The sequence below is a fragment of the Rhodoferax sp. TS-BS-61-7 genome, assembly GCF_002943465.1.
In the GTDB taxonomy this organism is placed as follows: domain Bacteria; phylum Pseudomonadota; class Gammaproteobacteria; order Burkholderiales; family Burkholderiaceae_C; genus Allorhodoferax.
This window is the reverse complement of the sequence record NZ_PTQY01000001.1, coordinates 656,454-676,032: the sequence shown is the minus strand read 5'-3', so window position 1 is coordinate 676,032 and position 19,579 is coordinate 656,454. Positions and strand designations below refer to the sequence as shown.

Below are 19,579 nucleotides of genomic sequence, written 5' to 3'. Positions count from 1 at the left end.
AAAGGCTGTCGAATCCCTGACAGCCTTGACCTACGGCCTACATCAGCAGATGCTCGCCCGCGTTGTCGCCACCCAGGGTCACGTAGTTGACCTTGCGGATGTCCATGAGCTTTTTGCCACCCGCGTAGCTGATGGAGCTTTGCACGTCTTGCTCCATCTCCACCAGCGTGTCGGCCAGCTTGCCCTTGATGGGCTCCAGGATGCGTTTGCCTTCGACGTGTTTGTATTCACCCTTGTTGAAGTCGCTGGCCGAGCCGTAGTACTCCTTGAACAGGGCGCCGTCCACTTCCACGGTCTTGCCGGGGCTTTCTTCGTGGCCCGCGAACAGCGAACCAATCATCACCATGCTGGCGCCAAAACGGATGCTTTTGGCAATGTCGCCATGGCTGCGGATGCCGCCGTCGGCAATGATGGGTTTGGTCGCCACGCGGGCACACCATTTCAGCGCGCTGAGCTGCCAGCCGCCGGTGCCGAAACCGGTCTTGAGTTTGGTAATACACACCTTGCCCGGGCCTACGCCTACCTTGGTGGCATCCGCTCCCCAGTTTTCCAGGTCGATCACGGCTTCGGGTGTGGCCACATTGCCGGCAATGACGAAGCTGCCGGGCAGGTGTTTCTTCAGGTAGACGATCATGTCGCGCACGCTGTCGGCATGGCCGTGGGCGATGTCGATGGTGATGTACTCGGGCGTCACACCCAGTGCGACCAGTTGGTCCACGGTGGCGTAGTCGGGTTTCTTGACGCCCAGCGAGATGGACGCAAACAGGCCCTTGGCGTGCATGGTCTGGGTGAACTGCACGTTGTCCAGGTCAAAGCGGTGCATCACGTAGAAATAGCCGTTTTGTGCCAGCCATTCGCAGATGGACTCGTCCACCACGGTCTTCATGTTGGCGGGGACGGCGGGGATGCGGAATTTGCGGCTGCCCAGCTCGACGCTGGCATCACATTCGGAACGGCTCTCCACCCGGCATTTGCGGGGCAGCAAGAGGATGTTGTCGTAGTCAAAAATTTCCATGGCCCAAGCTCCTATCCAAAGTTTTTCAGGTTCAAAAACACTGGGCGCTTGGACTGGCACCGGCCATAAAAAAACCGGGTGCCAATTGCTTGGGCCCGGTGCTTGATTCTAGGCGGGTTGGGGGTAGGGCGGTATATGGTTTTTTATATGGGTGCCAAACAGGCGGCGCGCTGCGCCTTTCTACAATCGGGGCATGCATTCCCTCGCCGCCCCTGGCAACACCTCCCCCCTGTTACACAACCTCAACCCCGAGCAATTGGCCGCCGTGACGCTGCCGGCTGAACACGCGCTGATTCTGGCGGGGGCAGGTTCGGGCAAAACCCGGGTGCTGACCACGCGTATTGCCTGGCTGCTGCAGAACGGTTATGTGTCGCCCGGCGGCATTCTGGCCGTCACCTTTACCAACAAGGCGGCCAAGGAAATGAAGACCCGCCTGTCCGCCATGTTGCCGGTGAATGTGAATGGCATGTGGATTGGCACCTTCCATGGCCTGTGCAACCGCTTTTTGCGCGCGCACTACAAAAATGCCGGCCTGCCGCAGGCCTTCCAGATACTGGACACACAAGACCAGCTCAGCGCCATCAAGCGCCTGTGCAAGCAGTACAACATCGACACCGAACGTTTTCCGCCCAAGCAGCTGGGGTGGTTCATTGGCAACTGCAAGGAAGAAGGCCTGCGCCCCAAGGATGTGGTGGCCAGTGACCCGGACACGCGCAAGAAGGTCGAGGTCTACCAGCTCTACGAAGACCAGTGCCAGCGCGAAGGTGTGGTGGACTTTGGCGAGCTGATGCTGCGCTCTTACGAGCTGCTGCGCGACAACAAACCCATCCGCGAGCACTACCAGCGCCGCTTTCGCCACATCCTGATTGACGAGTTCCAGGACACCAACAAGCTGCAGTACGCCTGGGTCAAGATGATTGCGGGGCAGGGCAGTGATGGCCTGCTGAACGGCGACGGTGGCGCCGTGCTGGCCGTGGGCGATGACGACCAGAGCATCTACGCCTTCCGCGGTGCGCGTGTGGGCAATATGACGGACTTTGTGCGCGAGTTTGCGGTGCGCCAGCAGATCAAGCTGGAAGAAAACTACCGCAGCTACAGCAACATTCTGGACAGCGCCAACGCGCTGATCAGCCACAACAGCCGCCGCCTGGGCAAGAACCTGCGCACCGCGCAGGGCGCAGGCGAGCCGGTGCGTGTCTACGAAGCGCCGACCGACTTTGCCGAGGCGCAGTGGATGGTGGATGAGATGAAACAGCTCATCCGCGATGACGTGCAGCGCAAGGAGATTGCGGTGCTCTACCGCAGCAATGCGCAGAGCCGGGTGATTGAGACCGGGCTGTTCAACGCGGGCATCCCCTACCGCGTGTACGGCGGCCTGCGCTTCTTCGAGCGCGCCGAAATCAAGCACGCGCTGGCCTACCTGCGCCTGCTGGAGAACCCCAACGACGACACCAGTTTTCTGCGCGTGGTGAACTTCCCCGCACGCGGCATTGGCGCGCGCAGCATCGAGCAGTTGCAGGACCTGGCCAAGGCCACGGGTTGCTCGCTGCACGATGCGGTGAGCACGCTGAGCGGCCGCCCCGGCGCGGTGATTGCGGGCTTTGTGGCCAAGTTGGATGTCATACGCGAGCAGACCGCTGGCCTCAACCTCAAGGACATCATCAAGCTGATGCTGGAGAACAGCGGCCTGCTGGAGCACTACCGCAGTGAGCGCGAAGGCGAAGACCGCGTGGAGAACTTGGACGAACTGGTCAACGCCGCCGAAAGTTTTGTGATGCAGGAAGGCTTTGGCCGCGAGGCGCCGGGTATGACCGCGCTGGTGAGTTCACCCGAGGCGCTGACCCAAAGCCCCGCCAGCCAGGGCCTGAGTGCCGAAGCGCTGGATGCGGCGCCCGACGAATTTGGTGACACCGGCGAAACCCTGTCGCCCCTGCAGGCCTTCTTGACCCATGCGGCGCTGGAGGCCGGTGACAACATGGCCGCCGCCGGACAGGACGCGATCCAGTTGATGACCGTGCACAGCTCCAAGGGCCTGGAGTTTGACTGTGTGTTTATCACCGGTATGGAGGAGGGCCTGTTCCCGCACGAGAACTCCATGAGCGACCACGACGGACTGGAGGAAGAGCGGCGCCTGGCCTACGTGGCGATCACGCGCGCACGCAAACGCCTGTACCTGAGCCATTCGCAAACCCGCATGCTGCACGGACAGACGCGTTTCAACCTCAAGAGCCGCTTCTTTGACGAGCTGCCGGAGGAGTGCCTCAAGTACCTGACGCCCAAACAGCAGCCCATGTCTGCAGGCGGCGGGTTCGGGGGCGGCTTCAGCGGTGGGTACGGCGGCAGCGGCGGTACCGGCAACAGCTGGGGTGGTGGTGGCTATGCTCCCAATTCAGGAGCTGGTCGCGCATATTCCACGGGGGCTACAGGCCAATTTGACACCTATTCTGTCCCTCAGAAGGAAGTGCCCCGCAAGGAAGAACCCACCGGCCTGCGCAAGGGCCAGAAGGTATTCCATGCCAAGTTTGGCGAAGGCACGGTGCTTACGCTCGAAGGTGCGGGCGACGACGCACGCGCGCAGATCAACTTCCCCCGTCACGGCACCAAGTGGCTGGCGTTGAGCGTGGCCAAACTCACACCAGTTCCTTGATTCCCAGACCTTTCCGAAAGCACCGCCCATGAGCCTGGAAATTGCCAACACTCCGCCCGCGCCCTATTACGCGGTCATCTTCACCAATCTGCGCACCGCTGTGGACGAGGGGTATGGCGACATGGCCGAGAAGATGGTGGCGCTGGCCGCGCAGCAACCGGGCTTCTTGGGCGTGGAGTCCGCGCGCGATGGCTTGGGCATTACGGTGTCGTACTGGGCGGACCTCGAATCCATCCGCGCCTGGAAATCTAACGCCGAGCACCAGGTGGCCCAAAAACTAGGTCACGAAAAATGGTACGCCGCCTTCAAGACCCGCATTGCGCGGGTGGAGCGCGATTACGCGCTGTGAGTGGCCAATAAAAAAGGCCTGTCAACGACAGGCCTTGTACCGCAGCGATGACGAATCAGGCGGCTTTGCGCAACTGACGGCTACGCGCCACAGTGCCCATCAATCCCAAGCCCGCCAGCAGCAGGGCATAGGTTTCAGGTTCTGGTACGGCACTCACAGAAATATTGTCCAGTGCTGGTCCGGCCGGGCCGCTGACTTGGCTGGCAAAACTCAGAGTGGTGCTGGTGCTGACCGCAGCAAACTGCGTGGTGTAGCGGGTCCAACCCATGTTGGTCGTGGAGTGGCCTGTGGTGTCAAAGCTGTAGAGGCCGATAGGGCCCAAGTTCACTGACAGACCTTTGATCGCTGGGCCGGCAACGGGGTTACCAGCCAATTCGAAGGAGAGGGTGTAGACTTGGCCAACCACGGTGCTCAGTACCTGGGAGATCACACCTTTGCCCAGGCCATTGAGGTCCAAGCTGTTGTTGCCCGATGCGGCGGTCCAGTAAGCGTTGCTCACCAAGTCCACGGTACGCAGGTTCACGGTCCACCCAGTCAAGCCTTGGGAGATACTGTTGAAGGTGTCAAAACCCGCGCCGGTGTTCAGCACGGTTTGGGATTCAAAGCCGCCGTTGGCAACCAAATTGGTGGCATTGGCTTGGGTAGCGCCTGCCAGCAGGGCAACGGCCAGTGTAAGAGCGTGAATTTTTTGCATTGTGTATTCCCTTCTTCAGTTCACTGGGCCGCAGCTTGGCGCTTGCGGCGTGCTGCGGCACCAATTAGCCCCAGACCGGCCAGCAGCATGGCGAAGGTTTCGGGTTCTGGCACTGCGGACACCGAGACGTTGTCCAGCGCCACACCGTAGGGAGAGTCCTGCAGGCCTGCAAAGTGCAGGGTGCTTTGGGTGCTGACGGCCTGGAACACAAAACTCTTGGTGGTCCAGCCCATGTCAGCACGGCTCTTGCCAGTGGTGTCGAAGGTGTAGATCGGTTGCTGGCTCAGGCCCACTTGCAAGTACTTCAAGGCGTCGGTGTCGTCTGGGTTGCCTGCCATGTCGAAGGACACCACGTATTTCTGGCCAATCACCGTGGCAAAGCTCTGGGCAATGGTGCCGTCAGATCCACCGCTCAGGTCCAGGCTGTAATTGCCGTGGGAGGGCTGCCAATGCGTGTTGATCAGGTCCACACTGCCTGTGGTGATGTCCCAGCCGAGCAGCGCGCCGGAGCCAGCGGCAAAAGTGGTGAAACTCCCGCTGATGAAGTCCGCACCATTGGATTCAAAACTGCCGTTGGTGATCAGATTGGGCGCTGCTGCGGCGAACGGAGAGAGCGCCACCAAAGCCATACCGGCCAACCATTGCTTAGAAATTTTCATAACCATCCCTGTATTTGATAGGGCAGAGCCGCATAGGCTTTGCACACTTGCCGGATTCTCCAGGGTTTACCCCCGGTCGGCCATAGTCCGTCCGGACTAGGTGCAACGCTCCTCTATAGTCCTGCCTGCCCATGTCCCGAGATTCCTCGCCTTCTGCCCATTCTTCGTCCCGCCCTTCCTTGCAGGTGGTGGCGGGGCGCTACCAGTTGTTGCGCAAGATTGGCAGCGGGGGCATGGGGGCGGTGTACCTGGCCAAGCAGCTGGGGGTGGGCAAGCAGGTCGCGCTCAAGTTTCTGCCGGCCCATCTGTCCGACGACCCGCAACTGCGCAAGCGTTTTGAGCGCGAAGCGGCGCTGACGCTGGAGGTGAGCCACCCCGGTGCGGCGCAGCTGCTGGACACGGGGGTGGACGAGGACGGTCACCTTTACCTGGCGTTTGAGTATGTGGAGGGCGATGACCTCTCCACCCTGCTGGACCGTGAAGGTGCGCTGGCGTTTGCCGACGCCCAGGAAATTGCCTGCAAGGTGGCCGAAACCCTGGCCTTTGCGCATGCCAAGGGCGTGGTGCACCGCGACATCAAACCCGAGAACATCCGTGTGCGGCGCGATCTGGCCGGCTGGCATGTGAAGGTGCTGGACTTTGGCATTGCCCGCGTGATGGACGAGATGGCCACACGCCTGACCATGGAGGGCGGCGTGGCCGGCACGCCACGCTACATGGCGCCCGAACAAATCAGCGCCGGCAGCGTGGACGCGCGCACCGATGTGTACGCGTTGGGTTTGGTGTTGTTCGAGGCACTCAGCGGGCGCGAAGCCTTTGACCGCGACAACACCTCGCAGTTGTTATGGGCCCAGCTCAACGACCCGGTACCGCTGCTGCGTGACGTGCAGCCCTTGCGGGACTACCCGGCGCTGGATGCGCTGATCGCCCAGGCCTGCGCTAAAGACCCGGCCGAGCGTATCCAGACCATGCAGGCGCTGGTGACTGAGCTCAAGGCTTTGCATGCCCCGCAGTGGTGGGGCCAGTCGGTCCCGGTGCGGCGCCGTTCGCGACCCAGTTTTGCCCAAAGCCCGGAGGCCTCCGGCAGCGACGCGCGCGAGCCCGTGCAACTGCCACGCCCGGGGCGCAAAACCTTTTTGCAAATGCGTGCTAGCGTCTGGTTGGCGGTGCTGGTGGGCGCGTTGGCCGTAGGCCTTGCAGCCACGGCTTTGTGGGTGGCGTTGGATCGGCGCCCGCCCGTGGCTGCGGCACCGGAGCAGCCAGTGGTCGCGGTGGTGCCCGCCACCAGTGCGCCGGTGCAGGCACCTGCCGCTGCTACGGTGGCATCGGTACCCAGGCCTGCGACCCTACCCGTGCCACCACCCGACATACCAGGTACGCGCCCGGCCAATCCAGCCGCGTCTGCCACCCAGCCACGCCCGGTTCCCACGACCGCGCAAGCTGCGCCTGCAGTGGCTCGCCAGACGGCAGAGCCGGACAGTGAGGAGCCAGCCGCCCCGGTGCGATCTGCCGGCGAAATGCCCGAGTGCCCGCAGCTGAGCGTGTATGACGACAGCCCCATGATCCGTATGACGGTCGCCCAGCTGGAGCAACGCGTGCGCGCTGTGAAATACATGTCGCCCTCTGTCATTGCCAACCAGCTCGTCACGCTCAAGGCCAGTGCGGACTCCTTTCACCGCAACGCGCGGGAATGTCTCTACCGCTCCATGCTGATCCGCGTGGTGTTGAATGAAAAAGTAGTGCTGGCCTCCAGCCCCACGCTGTGGGGTCACAGCCGCGATGTGCCTGAGTTGGAGCGCCTGTTTCTGGAGCAGCCCCTCAAGCAGGACTGGAGCCCGGCCCAGCGCAAAGACGTGCTGCGCCAAGTGGAAACTGTCTTCATTGCCAACCTGCAGAAAGACGCGCCCGGCGACGATGTCTACTGGCGCCGCATGTACTACGGCATCCTTTTCGCCTGCGAGGCCGATGACGAGGCGCGTAGCAAGGCCGGTGCCAAGCGCATCCCCGAGAACAGCTGCCTCAAACTCAAGCCCACGCTCTGATTTAAAGTCAAATAGGGATCTAGCCACCGTGGATATTGCGCAAGCAGCTATCAAAAAAATAGCGGGTTGCATCGCTGCAACCCGCTGGTCTTGCTGCCCCGCAGGGCGTGGCAAGGGGTTTAGCTACCGATCACACCACCGTCTTTTTTGGTAATGACGATGGTGGCCGAGCGGGGGCGCTGGCCGGCACCGTAACCGGCGTTGGCAGGCCACTGGCTGGTGTACTTGGCAGGGTTGTTCACCTCGGCCATGGGTGTGGTTTCACCGGGGTGCTGGATGTTGATGAACATCGCTTTGCCGTCCGGGGTTTCGCACAGGCCGGTGATTTCGCAGTCCACCGGGCCGACCAAAAAGCGCTTGAGGATGTCGGGCGACTGGGACTTGCCCATGTAGGTGTCGATGCGTTTTTCGCTGCCATCGGGGCGTTTGTAGCTCAAGGTCTTCTTGCCGCCGTCACCCACCTTGCCGGGGATGCCTGCCAACAACATGCAGTTGGTCTTGTCGGTGTAGGCGCCGTCGTCGGTCTGGATCCAGCACAGGCCGGTGGCCTGGCTGAAGGCCAAGCCGTCGGGGGCCGACATGTCGTTCTCGTCCGTCAGGTTGGACAGGTTCACCTTGGCCTTGTCGGCATCGGCTTCCGACGCAAACAGGTAGATGTCCCACTTGAAGGCGGTGTCGGCAGGGTTGGCCTGCGCCACACGGATGATGTGGCCGTGCACGTTGCCCTTGCTTTCCTTGCTGCCCTTCATGTCGCTGTAGACGCGTGGGTTGGCCGCGTCGGCACCCATGTCACCGTCTACGGTGCGGTTGCTGTTGTTGGTCAGCGTCATGTAGAAGTCGCCAGTGCGGGGGTGGATGCCACCCCACTCTGGGCGGTCCATCTTGGTGGCGCTCACGCCGTCAGCGGCCAGGCGGGTGAAGATGGCCACGTCGGCATCGGACTTGAATTCGAAGTCGGGGTTGGCGGCCACGACGGGGTTGTTCATGGACAGCTCAATCCAGGTGCCGGTGCCGTCGTCCTTGAAGCTGGCCACAAACAGTGTGCCCTTGTCCAGGTACTTGTCACCCACGGCCATGCGGTTGCTGGCGTTGGCATCGGCGGCGTCCCACTTGGCGGCAGACACAAACTTGTACATGTATTCGCCGCGTGAATCGTCGCCCATGTAGGCCACGATGGGCTGGCCGGCCACTGCCTTGGCAAAACTCACGCTCTCGTGGGCAAAACGGCCCAGGCCGGTGCGCTTGCGCACGGGCTGGCTGCCGTCGTAGGCGTCCATTTCCACCACAAAACCGAAGGTGTTCATCTCGTTGCGGTAGTCGGCTTTGGCGTTGGCAGCCAGGGCGCCATTGTTCCAGCGCACAAACTTGTCGTCGCTGCCTGCGCTCTCCCAGCCGTGGCGGCTGGCGGCACCGGCGGGGCGGCCGTAACGCACCAGGCCGGCCACTTGTTTGTCTTTTTTGCCGCGGCGCTCGTCGTCCTTGGCATCGCGGTGGAAATAACCAAACCAGTTTTCCTCGCCCGACACAAAGGTGCCCCAGGGCGTTTTGCCGGTGCCACAGTTGTTCAGCGTGCCGCGCGCGCGGGTAGCGTCGGGGCTGTACTTGGTGGCCAGGTGCTCGCTGCCCTTGGCCGGGCCGCTGATCAGCACCTCGGTCATGGTGGTGATGCGGCGGTTGTAGTTGGAGCCCGGTTTGTAGGTCCACTGGCCGTTTTGCGCGGCGACTTCCACCACGGACAGGCCGTGGATGGCGAGTTCCTTGTCCACTTCTGACGCAGGGCGTGGCAGGGTGGAGGTGCCACCGCTGCTGTGGATGAAGAAGGAGCTGAGTTTCTGGTCGGTGGTGGCTTCGTGGTTCACGGCCAACAGGCCGCGTGTGATGCCGTTGGCAGAAGGTTTGCCGCTGGCGTCCAGGCCAAAGTACTCCATGCCGTCATGGTGGTCACCGGCGCGGTTGTCCCAGTCGGTATCGGTGCCGTCGTTCTTGAAGGCGGCGGTGCCGGCCTTCAGCGGGTCACCCAGCGCGTAGATCACCTGCACGTTGTAACCAGCGGGCACCACCACTTTGTCGGCCAGGCTCTTGCCCACAGCGGCAAAGCCTAAGGTGCTCAAAGGGGCGCTCATGGCGGCGGCGGTGCCGGCGCTGGTCGATGCCGTGGCACAGCCAGTCAGGGCGCCCGCGCCGAAGAGTGAGGTGGCAGCTGCACCCATACCGCCCAGCAGCAAACCGCGGCGGTTCAGGCGGGCGGTCATGATGTGGTCGATATGCGGGTTGGCAGTGGTGTTGGAATCTTCGTTGTTGAAGATGTCGCTGGAGGAGCGGGTGGTGTCGGTCATGCAAGAGGCCTCAAGTTAAACAAGCCCTCGTAGCATGCGGCGGTGATGTTTCAGCTTTGTGACAAGTGGGGTGGAAGCTCGGGTATTGCAGAGCCGCTACATTGCACACTCTTTCATCTTTTTTTGCAGGTGAGCCATGAAGACACAACTGTTGCTGTGGGTGCTTCTCTGTGCCGGCGTATGCCAGGCCGCGGATGTGCCGGTCATGAATGTACCGACCGTGAACCAACGCATGAAAGCTGCGCGGGAGGCGATTGCCAAGTCCGACTGGCGCATTGCCAAATATGAAACGGGAAAAGTGATTGCGGACGAACCCGGCCATGCCGATGCCCACAACCTACTGGCCTACGCCTACCGCAAGCAAAGCCAGCCTGACCTTGCCCGGGCCTTTGAGCATTACAAAATCGCCTTGCAGCTCAACCCACAGCACAAAGGCGCGCACGAGTACATCGGTGAAGCCTATCTCCTGGACCACAAGCCGGAGATGGCGGAGCACCATCTGGCAGCGCTGGAGCAAATCTGCGGCAACCGCGTGTGCGAGGAATATCTGGATCTGGCCCACGCCTTGGCGGCCTACCGCAAGGCCAAGCCCTGACGCACCAGGGCACTGCGGTTTAACAGCTCAGGAAATCAGCTTTTCAGCCGGGTGGGGCTGGTCGGGTTTTTCGTCCATGTAACCCTTGCCGTCTTTCACACCCTTGCGGCCCAGCACCTGCCAGGCGGTGCGTTGGTCCACCAGTTGGGCCAAAAACTCCAGCTCTTCGTCGGTGTGGTTCAGGGCTTTGGCCGGGGTCAGGCTGCGCCCATCCTTGGGCTGCACTTCACCCCAGAAGGCCTGGTGGTAGTTGGCGCGGCTCACGGTTTTGTCGCGGCCGGACGACATGTCCACCGTGCCATAACAGTTGCAGAAGTAGCTGCGCCCGCCCTGGTTTTCAAAAATCTCGGTGTAGACACCCGTGCCGCGGATACCGGCCGTCATGGTGGGGGTGACGATCTGGCGGTTGCTGCCCTTGCCCCACACGCTGACCACGGCACCCGTGACCAGGCGCAACAGGCTCACGGCATTGAGGCTGGCACCACGCTCCACGGTCATGCGCGAGTTTTGGCGCACATGGAAGGCGGAGTTGCCAATCACAAACACCAGGCGCGAGTCTGGGCCGGTCACAATTTCATCGCCACTTTGCACACCTTGCTGGGTCAGCAGCCGGCGGCCATTCACGGTGGCATCACCCACCAGCTCCACCACGTTGCTGCGCGACTGGGCGTGGGCGGCGGCAAAACCACCCATGCTGGTCCAGGCGGCGGCGGCCTGCAAAAAGCCGCGGCGCTGGAACCACAGAACTTCGCTGTCGCTGCGGCCGTCAAGGGTGTGCTGGGTCATGCGGGGTCTCCTGTGCTGACTTCAAACGAGTCGTCAAACGTGAAATAAAGCGAGGTAAAAAACATGGCCGCCATGGCCATACCTGCGGGCAGCAGTATGGCACCCACCAACTGCGGGCTGCCCAGCAGTGCGGAGATGACGGCCACCACCAGACCCATGCCCAGAAAGGCCGCCATCCAGGTCAGTCCGAACACCGTGAAGGCCCAGAAGTTCCGCCCACAGGCCACCAGGCTGAAGAACAGGCTTTTCAAGGGCGAAATGCCATGCCAGTGCACCAGCGCCGGTGCATGCCAAAACAGCAGCGACAAGGGTAGGTACAGCGCCATGGCGACCAGAGCGGCCGCCTCAAAGTCGCTTTGCATCAGCAGATCGGCACTCAGTTCACCGCCCACCAGGTACAGGCGGGCAAACTGCCCACCGTCCACCAGCGCCGACAGGCCCATGACCACCAAAAAACCCAGCGCGTAGAGCCCGCCCAGCACCAACATGCCGCGCAGCTGCTGGCGCCCGGCGCGGAAGGCGCTGACCAGCACCGTAGGCATGGGGAACTTGCCTTTGCTGGCCTCCTGGGTGGCCGCCATCAGGCCCAGTGTGGCGGCGGGCAGCAGGGCCAGCGCCACTACGCTGCCCAGCACTGGCACCAGGCTCAGTACCGACATGGCCGCCATAAACAGGAAAAACAAACCCGTGAGGGCCAACGGCTGCTTGAAGAAAGTGCGCACACCCATCTTTACCCACACCGCGCCCTGGCGGGCCGGCACCATGCGCAGCTTCATGCGGCCACCGCCGCGTTCTGTTCCAGCTGGGCCAGGGTCAGGGGCTGGGCCACACGCTGGCGCAGCACACGCTCAAAGTGGGTGGGGTCGTGGGGTTTGAGCATGGAAGCTTCTCGCGGCAAATACCAATCCCAAAGGCGGGAGATCCAGAAACGCAGGGCGCCGGCGCGCAGCAGGGCGGGCAGCAGTTCGCGCTCTTGCGGGGTCAGCGGGCGCACGCTGGTGTAAGCCTGCACAAACGCGGTCGAGCGTTCCAGGTCGGCCACGCCCGTGGGCAGGTCAATACACCAGTCGTTCAGGCACACGGCCAGGTCAAACAGCCAGGCGTCGGTGCCGGCAAAGTAGAAGTCAAAAAAACCGCTCAGTACCGGGGCGCCATCCACGCGGTCAAACATCACGTTGTCGCGGAACAGGTCGGCGTGGATGGGGCCACGCGGCAGGCCGGTGTAGGCGCTGCCCTCGGCAATGTGGTTTTGGTAGGCCAGCTCGGCCTGCAGCAGCTGGGCCTGGGCCGGCTCCAGGTGCGGCAGCACCACGGGCACGGTCTCGTTCCACCAGGACAGGCCGCGCAGATTGGGCTGCTGCATGCTGAAGTCGCGCCCCACCAGGTGCATACGCGCCAGCGTGGCGCCCACCTGGCGGCAGTGCTCCACACCCGGGGCCAATTCACTTTTGCCCTTCAGGCGGTTCACCACGGCGGCGGGTTTGCCATTCAGGCTGTGCAACACATCGCCATCGCGGTTGGCGGCAGGGTCGGGCACCGGAATGCCGTGGAACGCCAGGTGTTTCATCAGCCGCAGGTAAAACGGCAACTGCTCCGCACTGAGCCGCTCGAACAGGGTCAGCACATACGGCGCCTGGTCGGTGGTGACAAAGTAATTGGTGTTTTCAATACCCCCCGCGCAGCCTTCCAGGGTTTGAAGGTTGCCGAGCTTGAGGGACGTGAGGAAAGTGCTGGCCTCGTCGAGCGAGACCTCTGTGTAAACCGCCATGGGCCAATTGTAGGGGGCCGTTGCCGAGCAGTAGAGCCACTCGGGCGAGGCGTAAATTTGCCGCCGGGCCGCCCCAAGGCAAATTAGCCCCCTTGGGGGGCAGCGACCCGCGCAGCGGCGGAGCGTGGGGGTTGTCATTACTTGCGTGGGGGCACAATACCCGGATGAGCGAACCCCGTAAAACCCTGCTGCTGGTCGATGGTTCCAGCTACCTGTACCGCGCCTTCTTTGCTGGCGGCGAGACCATGAGCATCACGCTGCCCGATGGCACGGTGCAAAAGACCGGTGCCATCCGCATCATGATCAACATGATGAACAGCCTGCGCAAGGAAGTGCCGGCCGACTATGTGGCCTGTGTGTTCGACGCCAAGGGCCCGACGTTCCGCGACACCATCTACCCCGAGTACAAGGCCCACCGCGACCCCATGCCCGACGACCTGCGCAGCCAGATTGCGCCCATCCACGAGGTGGTGCGCCACCTGGGCTGGACGGTGCTGGACGTGCCCGGTGTGGAGGCCGACGATGTGATTGGCACGCTCGCCGTGATGGCCGCCCAGCAGGACATTGAAGTGATCGTGAGCAGTGGCGACAAGGACCTGGCGCAGCTGGTCAACGAGCGCATCACCATCATCGACACCATGAACGGCAAACGCCGCGACATGGCCGGTGTGCAGGCCGAGTTCGGCATTCCCGCCCACCTGATGCTGGATTACCAGAACCTGGTGGGCGACACCGTGGACAACGTGCCCGGTGTGCCCAAGGTGGGCCCCAAGACCGCCGTGAAGTGGCTGCTGGAATACGGCTCGCTGCAAGCCGTGGTGGAGAACGCGGACAAGATCGGCGGCGTGGTGGGCGAGAACCTGCGCAAGACGCTGGACTGGCTGCCCACGGGCCGCGCGCTGCTCACCATCAAAACCGATTGTGATTTGAAGGACTGGTTGCCCGGCCTTCCTGCTATGGATTCAATAGCTGTTGGCGCAGAGAATACGGGGGCTTTGGTCACTTTTTATGAAAAATATGGCTTCAAGGGCCTGGCCAAGGCTGCCGGCGCCGCCAGTGGTGGCGACGCCCCTGCGCCTGCGGCCAAAGCGCCCAAGGCTGCCAAAGTCTCGGCCGCTGCACCTGGCTTGTTTGATGAGCCGGCCGACCCTGCGGAGGAATCAGCCCCCCGCGTCAGCAACCTGAACTACGACACCGTGCTGACTTGGGAGTCCTTTGACGCCTGGCTGGTCAAGCTGCAAGTGGCCGAGTTGGTGGCGCTGGACACCGAGACCACCTCGTTGGACGAAATGCGCGCAGAGATTGTGGGCATCAGCTTCAGTGTGGCGGTGGGCCATGCCGCCTACATCCCGGTCGCCCACCGTTACCCCGATGCGCCCGAGCAGCTCAACCGCGAAGAGGTGCTGGCCAAACTCAAGCCCTGGCTGGAAAACCCGCAGGCCAAAAAGCTGGGCCAGCACATCAAATACGACCGCCATGTGTTCGCCAACCACGGTATCGAGGTGCAGGGTTATGTGCACGACACCATGCTGCAGAGTTATGTGCTGGAAGTGCACAAGCCCCACGGCCTCAGTAGCCTGGCCGAGCGCCACCTGGGTCGCAGCGGTATCAGCTTTGAAGACCTGTGTGGCAAGGGCGCCAACCAGATCAGTTTTGATCAGGTGGAGATTGCCAAGGCCTCTGAGTACTCGTGTGAAGACTCGGACCAGACGCTGGATGTGCACCTGGCGTTGTGGCCGCAACTTGCGGCCGACGCCAAGCTGACCTTCATCTACGAACTGGAGATCGCCAGCAGCGAGGCGCTGTACCGTATTGAACGCAATGGTGTGTTGATTGATGCCCCCACGCTGGCCAAACAAAGCCACGAACTGGGGCAGCGCATTCTGCAGCTGGAGACCGAGGCCTACGAGATCGCCGGGCAACCTTTCAACCTGAGCAGCCCCAAACAACTGGGCGAAATTTTCTTCGACAAGCTGGGCATGCCCGTGGTCAAGAAAACTGCCACCGGCGCACGCAGCACCGATGAAGAGGTGCTGGAGAAACTGGCCGAGGACTACCCGCTGCCCGCCAAGCTATTGGAGCACCGGGGGCTGGCCAAACTCAAGGGCACCTACACCGACAAACTGGCGCTGCTGGCACTGCCACGCACGGGTCGTGTGCACACGCACTACGCGCAGGCCGTGGCGGTGACCGGGCGCCTGAGTAGCAACGACCCCAACCTGCAGAACATTCCCATTCGCACCGCGGAAGGGCGGCGTGTGCGCGAGGCGTTTGTGGCACCCGCAGGCAGCGTGATTGCCAGCGCCGATTACAGCCAGATCGAGCTGCGCATCATGGCCCACATCAGCGACGACGCAGCGCTGTTGCGCGCCTTCCATGACGGCCTGGACGTGCACCGTGCCACTGCGGCCGAGGTGTTTGGTGTGGCGGTAGACCAGGTGAGCAGCGAGCAACGGCGTTACGCCAAGGTCATCAACTTCGGCCTGATCTACGGCATGAGTGCCTTTGGCCTGGCGCGCAATTTGGGCATCGACAACACCGCGGCCAAAAACTACATCGCGCGTTATTTTGAGCGTTACCCCGGCGTGAAGCTCTATATGGAGTCCACCCGCGCGCTGGCCAAAGAGCAGGGGTATGTGGAAACCGTGTTTGGCCGGCGCCTGCAACTGGCGGGCATCCAGACCGCCAAAGGCGCACTGCTGGCCGGGCTGGAGCGTGCGGCCATCAACGCGCCCATGCAAGGCACGGCGGCGGATCTCATCAAGTTGAGCATGGTCAAGGTGCAGCAGGTGCTGGACGGCCAGAATAAAGCGACCAAAATGATCATGCAGGTGCATGATGAACTGGTGTTTGAGGTGCCCGAGGCCGAGGTGGACTGGCTCAAGACGGAGATTCCACGCCTCATGGCCGAGGTGGCGACGCTTAAGGTGCCCCTGCTGGCCGAGGTTGGGGTTGGCCCTAATTGGGACAAGGCGCATTAAGGTAGACGATGTGCTGGCGGCGCCCACCCGCCGCACTGTAGCGAATAACTAAACTAAAGAGGTCGACGTATGGGACTCAATGGACTGAAGATTGCCACCAAGCTGTGGGCATTTATTGTGCTGGTGATTGCCGCTATCTGTGCGGTGGCCATTGTGGGCTTGCTGCGCAGCGCGGGCATTCTGGCGGAAGGGCGAGCGCACCAGGCCCAGGTGGAAGAGCTGGTGCAAATCTCCACCGAATGGAATGGCCTGACCATGACCAATGCGGCGCGCAACCAGGCCATCATGCTGGCGGAAGGTTCGGCGGTGAACGATTCGTTCAAGGACCCGATTACCGCCACCAGTGCCCAGATTGGCGAACTGCAGAAAAAGATCGAGGCCATGCCGCTCACAGAGGCGGACAAGGCGCAGATGAAGAAGATCGGGGACCTGCGCAAGGCCGTGATTGACCTGCGCACCAAGGCCCGCGACGCCAAGACGGCGGGCAACGCGGAAGAAGCCCTGAAGATCATGAATGCGCAGTACCTGCCGACCATGGCCGCCTACATCGGGGCCCAAAAGGAGATGGTGGAACTGCAGAAAAAGCAGCTCAACGAGGTCAAGGAAACCACCGAGCGCCGCCGCGGTGCCAACAGCATGGGCATCATGGTGGGGCTGTCCGTGATCATTGCGATGATTTTTGCGGGCACCGCCTGGCTGGTGCGCTCCATCCGTGAGCCCCTGACCCAGGCCAATGACCTGGCTGCGCGTATTGCCCAGGGCGACTTGAGCTCAGTCATTTCCACCAACCGCGCCGACGAATTTGGCACCCTGCTGGTGTCGCTGCGCGCCATGAACGAGTCGCTGGCCAGCATGGTGTCGCAGGTGCGCAGCAGCACCGACAACATTGCCATTGCCAGTGCCGAAATTGCTACCGGCAACAACGACCTGGCGCAGCGCACCGAGCAAACCTCCAGCAACCTGCAGGCCACCGCCTCCAGCATGGACGGCCTGACCATTACCGTGCAACAAAGCGCCGACAACGCCCGCCAAGCCAGCGGCCTGGCCGCCAGCGCCTCCAGCGTAGCCCAGCGCGGTGGCGAGGTGGTGACCCAGGTGGTCAGCACCATGCAAGAGATTGATGCCAGCAGCAAAAAGATCGCCGACATCATCAGTGTGATCGACGGCATTGCTTTTCAGACCAACATCCTGGCGCTGAACGCGGCGGTGGAAGCCGCACGTGCCGGTGAGCAGGGCCGCGGTTTTGCGGTGGTGGCCAGCGAAGTGCGCAGCCTGGCCGGGCGCAGCGCCGAAGCGGCCAAGGAAATCAAGGGCCTTATCAGCACCTCGGTCGAGAAGGTCGAGTCCGGTACCAAGCTGGTGACCGACGCGGGCGCCACCATGCAGGAGATTGTGCAAAGTGTGCGCCGCGTGGCCGATGTGATTGGGGAAATCACGGCGGCCGCCAACGAGCAGAGTGCCGGCATTGCCGGTGTCAACCAAGCCATTGGCAATCTGGACCAGATGACGCAGCAAAACGCCGCACTGGTGGAAGAAAGTGCCGCTGCGGCCGAGAGCCTGCGTGAGCAGGCCGACCGCATGAAACAGGCGGTGGCGGTGTTCAAGTTGGGGGCTGCCTCCGAGCGTGGGGTGGTGCTGGCGGCGGTTCCGGTGCGTTCGCAGGCTTCCAAGGCGCCGCCTTTCAAGGGGCCAGAGCGCCGCAGCGCGGCTGATGCCGGCCCTGCCGCGCGGGCTGCGTCGCCCAAACCTGCCCCGGCCAAAGCGCCTGCCGCCAAAAAACCGGTGCCCCCTGTCAACACCACCGCCAAGGTGGTGCCCCACACCTCTACCCGGGTAACGCCCGCCGGTGGCGACGAGGATTGGGAAACTTTTTGAGACGCCAAGGGTCTGCCAAAGACCCGCGGCCAGCACCCGCATCAGGCTTGTGCCTACACTGCGGGCTGCGCTGTTTCAACCCAAGGAGAATGCTGTGCTCGATGCTTTGAAAAATGAAGTGATGTCCCTGTTGCCCGGTCAATCCACCGAAGACGGGGCCACCCGCCGTACCGCCCTCAAGGCGGCGCTGGGCGTGGGTTATGCCGCCACCGCCATGCCCATCATGGCGCAAACCGCCATCAAGACACCCGCCACCGGTTTGGCCGCGGGAGAGGGTATTTTTGATGTGGATGGTTTCACGGTGCCCTTTTATTACGCCGCACCGGAGGGCAAAAAGAACCTGCCCATCGTGTTGGTGGTGCAAGAGATTTTTGGTGTGCACGAATACATCGCCGATACCTGCCGCCGTTTTGCCAAGGCCGGTTATCTCGCCATTGCCCCTGATTTGTTCGCCCGCCAGGGTGACGCTTCCAAGTACACCGACATTGGCAAGCTGATTGCTGAAGTGGTGTCCAAGGTACCGGATGACCAGGTCATGGGCGATCTGGATGCGGCGATAGCCTGGGCTGGTGAAAACGGGGGGAACGTCAAGAAAGTTGCTGTCACCGGTTTCTGCTGGGGTGGTCGCATTACCTGGTTGTATGCCGCGTACAACAAAAACGTCAAAGCCGGTGTGGCCTGGTATGGCCGTTTGGTCGGTGCCAGCAACGCAGTGAATCCCAAACACCCGGTGGAACTGGCCGCTTCGCTGAAAGCACCTGTCCTCGGCCTGTACGGCGGCCAGGACGGCGGCATTCCGCTGACCACCGTGAATGAAATGAAGGATGCGTTGGCCGCGGCCAAGGGCAATGCGGCGGCGCAGGCTTCCGAGTTTGTGGTGTACCCCACGGCGCCCCACGCCTTCCATGCTGACTACCGCCCCAGCTTCCGCAAAGATGCGGCAGAAGACGGTTTTGCGCGCGCCTTGGCCTGGTTCAAAGCGAAGGGTGTGGCTTGACGCTGATTGCAATCTTGATGGGAACCCTGGCGGCCGGCATTGGAAGTGTGTGGCTGGCCGCCGCCCTGAGTTTTGGCGCCCTGGGGCGCTACACCCAGCACATGCTGAGCCTGGCGGCCGGGGCCTTGATGGCCACGGCCTTCATGCACCTGTTGCCCGAGGCCTTTGAGAGCCAGGCCGGTGCGCGGGACCTGTTCCTGGTGCTGCTGGTGGGGCTGGTATTTTTCTTTTTGCTGGACAAGGCCGAACTGTGGCACCACGGCCATGAGCACCACCACCACGCGGCAGACGTGGGTTCGGCGGACCACGACCATGGGCATGGGGCACACGACCACCATCACCACGGCCATGCGCATGCCGCAACCAATCGCCCGGCCGGCGCCTGGGCGGTGTTGGCGGGGGACAGCGTGCATTGTTTTGGCGATGGGGTGTTGATCGCTTCGGCGTTTATGGCGGACATGCGCCTGGGCGTGATTGCCTCGCTGGCCGTGCTGGCCCATGAGGTGCCGCACCATATGGGCGACCTGGTGGTCTTGCGCGCTGGCACCGCCAGCCGCCGCGCCGCGCTGACCAAGGTGTCCTTGGCCGGTGCGGTTACCGCCATTGGCGGGTTCACCGGTTATTGGCTGGTGGATCAGTTGCAGGACTACCTGCCGTTTTTTCTGGTGGTGGCGTCCAGCAGCTTCATTTATGTGGCACTGGCCGACCTGATTCCGCAGCTACAAAAACGCCTGAGCGCGCGCGAAACCACGGCGCAGATCGCCTGGCTGTTGGCCGGCATTGCCCTGGTCACGCTGGTCAGCGGCCTGGCCCACGCGCACTAGCGCACACCGAT

Annotated in this window: 15 protein-coding genes; 8 read left to right on the top strand and 7 right to left on the bottom strand. The window is 62.5% G+C overall.

Annotated elements, in window-relative coordinates; all coding sequences use genetic code 11:
* Positions 1 to 37: 37 nt before the first annotated feature.
* The gene (locus C5F53_RS03175; RefSeq protein WP_105259859.1) at positions 38 to 1,015 is read right to left on the bottom strand and encodes a GMP reductase; all 978 of its coding nucleotides are present in this window, start codon (positions 1,013 to 1,015) and stop codon (positions 38 to 40) included.
* Positions 1,016 to 1,208: 193 nt separating this feature from the next.
* On the opposite strand from C5F53_RS03175, the gene C5F53_RS03170 reads away from it, so the two are divergent.
* Positions 1,209 to 3,662 carry a UvrD-helicase domain-containing protein gene (locus tag C5F53_RS03170; protein WP_105259858.1) on the top strand — a complete coding sequence of 818 codons (2,454 nt, stop codon included), beginning with the start codon at positions 1,209 to 1,211 and terminating at the stop codon, positions 3,660 to 3,662.
* A 34-nt stretch (positions 3,663 to 3,696) separates the two neighbouring features.
* Positions 3,697 to 4,011: an antibiotic biosynthesis monooxygenase gene (locus tag C5F53_RS03165; RefSeq protein WP_370446707.1), complete on the top strand. Its 315-nt coding sequence runs from the start codon at positions 3,697 to 3,699 to the stop codon at positions 4,009 to 4,011.
* Between the two features lie 55 nt (positions 4,012 to 4,066).
* On the opposite strand, the gene C5F53_RS03160 is transcribed toward C5F53_RS03165, so the two are convergent.
* Positions 4,067 to 4,705: a choice-of-anchor C family PEP-CTERM protein gene (locus C5F53_RS03160; protein ID WP_105259856.1), complete on the bottom strand. Its 639-nt coding sequence runs from the start codon at positions 4,703 to 4,705 to the stop codon at positions 4,067 to 4,069.
* A gap of 20 nt (positions 4,706 to 4,725) precedes the next feature.
* A complete protein-coding gene (locus C5F53_RS03155; protein WP_161499877.1) occupies positions 4,726 to 5,364 on the bottom strand; it encodes a choice-of-anchor C family PEP-CTERM protein in 639 nt (212 codons plus the stop codon).
* A gap of 131 nt (positions 5,365 to 5,495) precedes the next feature.
* On the opposite strand from C5F53_RS03155, the gene C5F53_RS03150 reads away from it, so the two are divergent.
* Positions 5,496 to 7,406, top strand: a complete 1,911-nt coding sequence (locus tag C5F53_RS03150) for a serine/threonine-protein kinase (RefSeq protein WP_105259854.1) — start codon at positions 5,496 to 5,498, stop codon at positions 7,404 to 7,406.
* A gap of 119 nt (positions 7,407 to 7,525) precedes the next feature.
* Here the strand turns inward: C5F53_RS03150 and C5F53_RS03145 are convergent, their stop codons facing one another.
* Positions 7,526 to 9,742, bottom strand: a complete 2,217-nt coding sequence (locus C5F53_RS03145) for a PhoX family phosphatase (protein WP_105259853.1) — start codon at positions 9,740 to 9,742, stop codon at positions 7,526 to 7,528.
* Between the two features lie 136 nt (positions 9,743 to 9,878).
* Here C5F53_RS03145 and C5F53_RS03140 point away from each other — a divergent pair, with 136 nt between their 5' ends.
* Entirely contained in the window at positions 9,879 to 10,337 is a 459-nt protein-coding gene (locus C5F53_RS03140; RefSeq protein WP_105259852.1) for a tetratricopeptide repeat protein, read from the top strand.
* A gap of 27 nt (positions 10,338 to 10,364) precedes the next feature.
* Here C5F53_RS03140 and C5F53_RS03135 read toward each other — a convergent pair whose 3' ends face one another.
* From C5F53_RS03135 to C5F53_RS03125, 3 genes are read right to left on the bottom strand one after another with little or no spacing between them, the layout of a single operon-like run.
* Entirely contained in the window at positions 10,365 to 11,123 is a 759-nt protein-coding gene (locus C5F53_RS03135; protein ID WP_105259851.1) for an iron dicitrate transport regulator FecR, read from the bottom strand.
* The gene (locus C5F53_RS03130) at positions 11,120 to 11,899 is read right to left on the bottom strand and encodes a BPSS1780 family membrane protein (protein WP_105259850.1); all 780 of its coding nucleotides are present in this window, start codon (positions 11,897 to 11,899) and stop codon (positions 11,120 to 11,122) included. Before C5F53_RS03130 ends, C5F53_RS03135 begins: the two co-directional genes overlap by 4 nt.
* Entirely contained in the window at positions 11,896 to 12,891 is a 996-nt protein-coding gene (locus tag C5F53_RS03125; RefSeq protein WP_105259849.1) for a homoserine kinase, read from the bottom strand. Before C5F53_RS03125 ends, C5F53_RS03130 begins: the two co-directional genes overlap by 4 nt.
* A 164-nt stretch (positions 12,892 to 13,055) precedes the next feature.
* Between C5F53_RS03125 and polA the strand changes: the two genes are divergently transcribed.
* The 4 genes from polA to C5F53_RS03100 all read left to right on the top strand — a co-directional run bounded on the left by polA (position 13,056) and on the right by C5F53_RS03100 (position 19,568).
* The gene (polA, locus tag C5F53_RS03115; protein ID WP_105259847.1) at positions 13,056 to 15,872 is read left to right on the top strand and encodes a DNA polymerase I; all 2,817 of its coding nucleotides are present in this window, start codon (positions 13,056 to 13,058) and stop codon (positions 15,870 to 15,872) included.
* 69 nt (positions 15,873 to 15,941) lie between these two features.
* Positions 15,942 to 17,747, top strand: coding sequence for a methyl-accepting chemotaxis protein (locus C5F53_RS20655; RefSeq protein WP_105259846.1), 1,806 nt, complete (start codon positions 15,942 to 15,944; stop codon positions 17,745 to 17,747).
* A gap of 121 nt (positions 17,748 to 17,868) precedes the next feature.
* Positions 17,869 to 18,744, top strand: coding sequence for a dienelactone hydrolase family protein (locus C5F53_RS03105; RefSeq protein ID WP_201740801.1), 876 nt, complete (start codon positions 17,869 to 17,871; stop codon positions 18,742 to 18,744).
* Complete coding sequence (locus C5F53_RS03100) at positions 18,741 to 19,568, top strand: ZIP family metal transporter (protein WP_105259845.1); 828 nt, start codon at positions 18,741 to 18,743, stop codon at positions 19,566 to 19,568. The genes C5F53_RS03105 and C5F53_RS03100 overlap by 4 nt, the downstream gene beginning before the upstream one ends.
* The last annotated feature ends 11 nt before the right edge of the window (positions 19,569 to 19,579 follow it).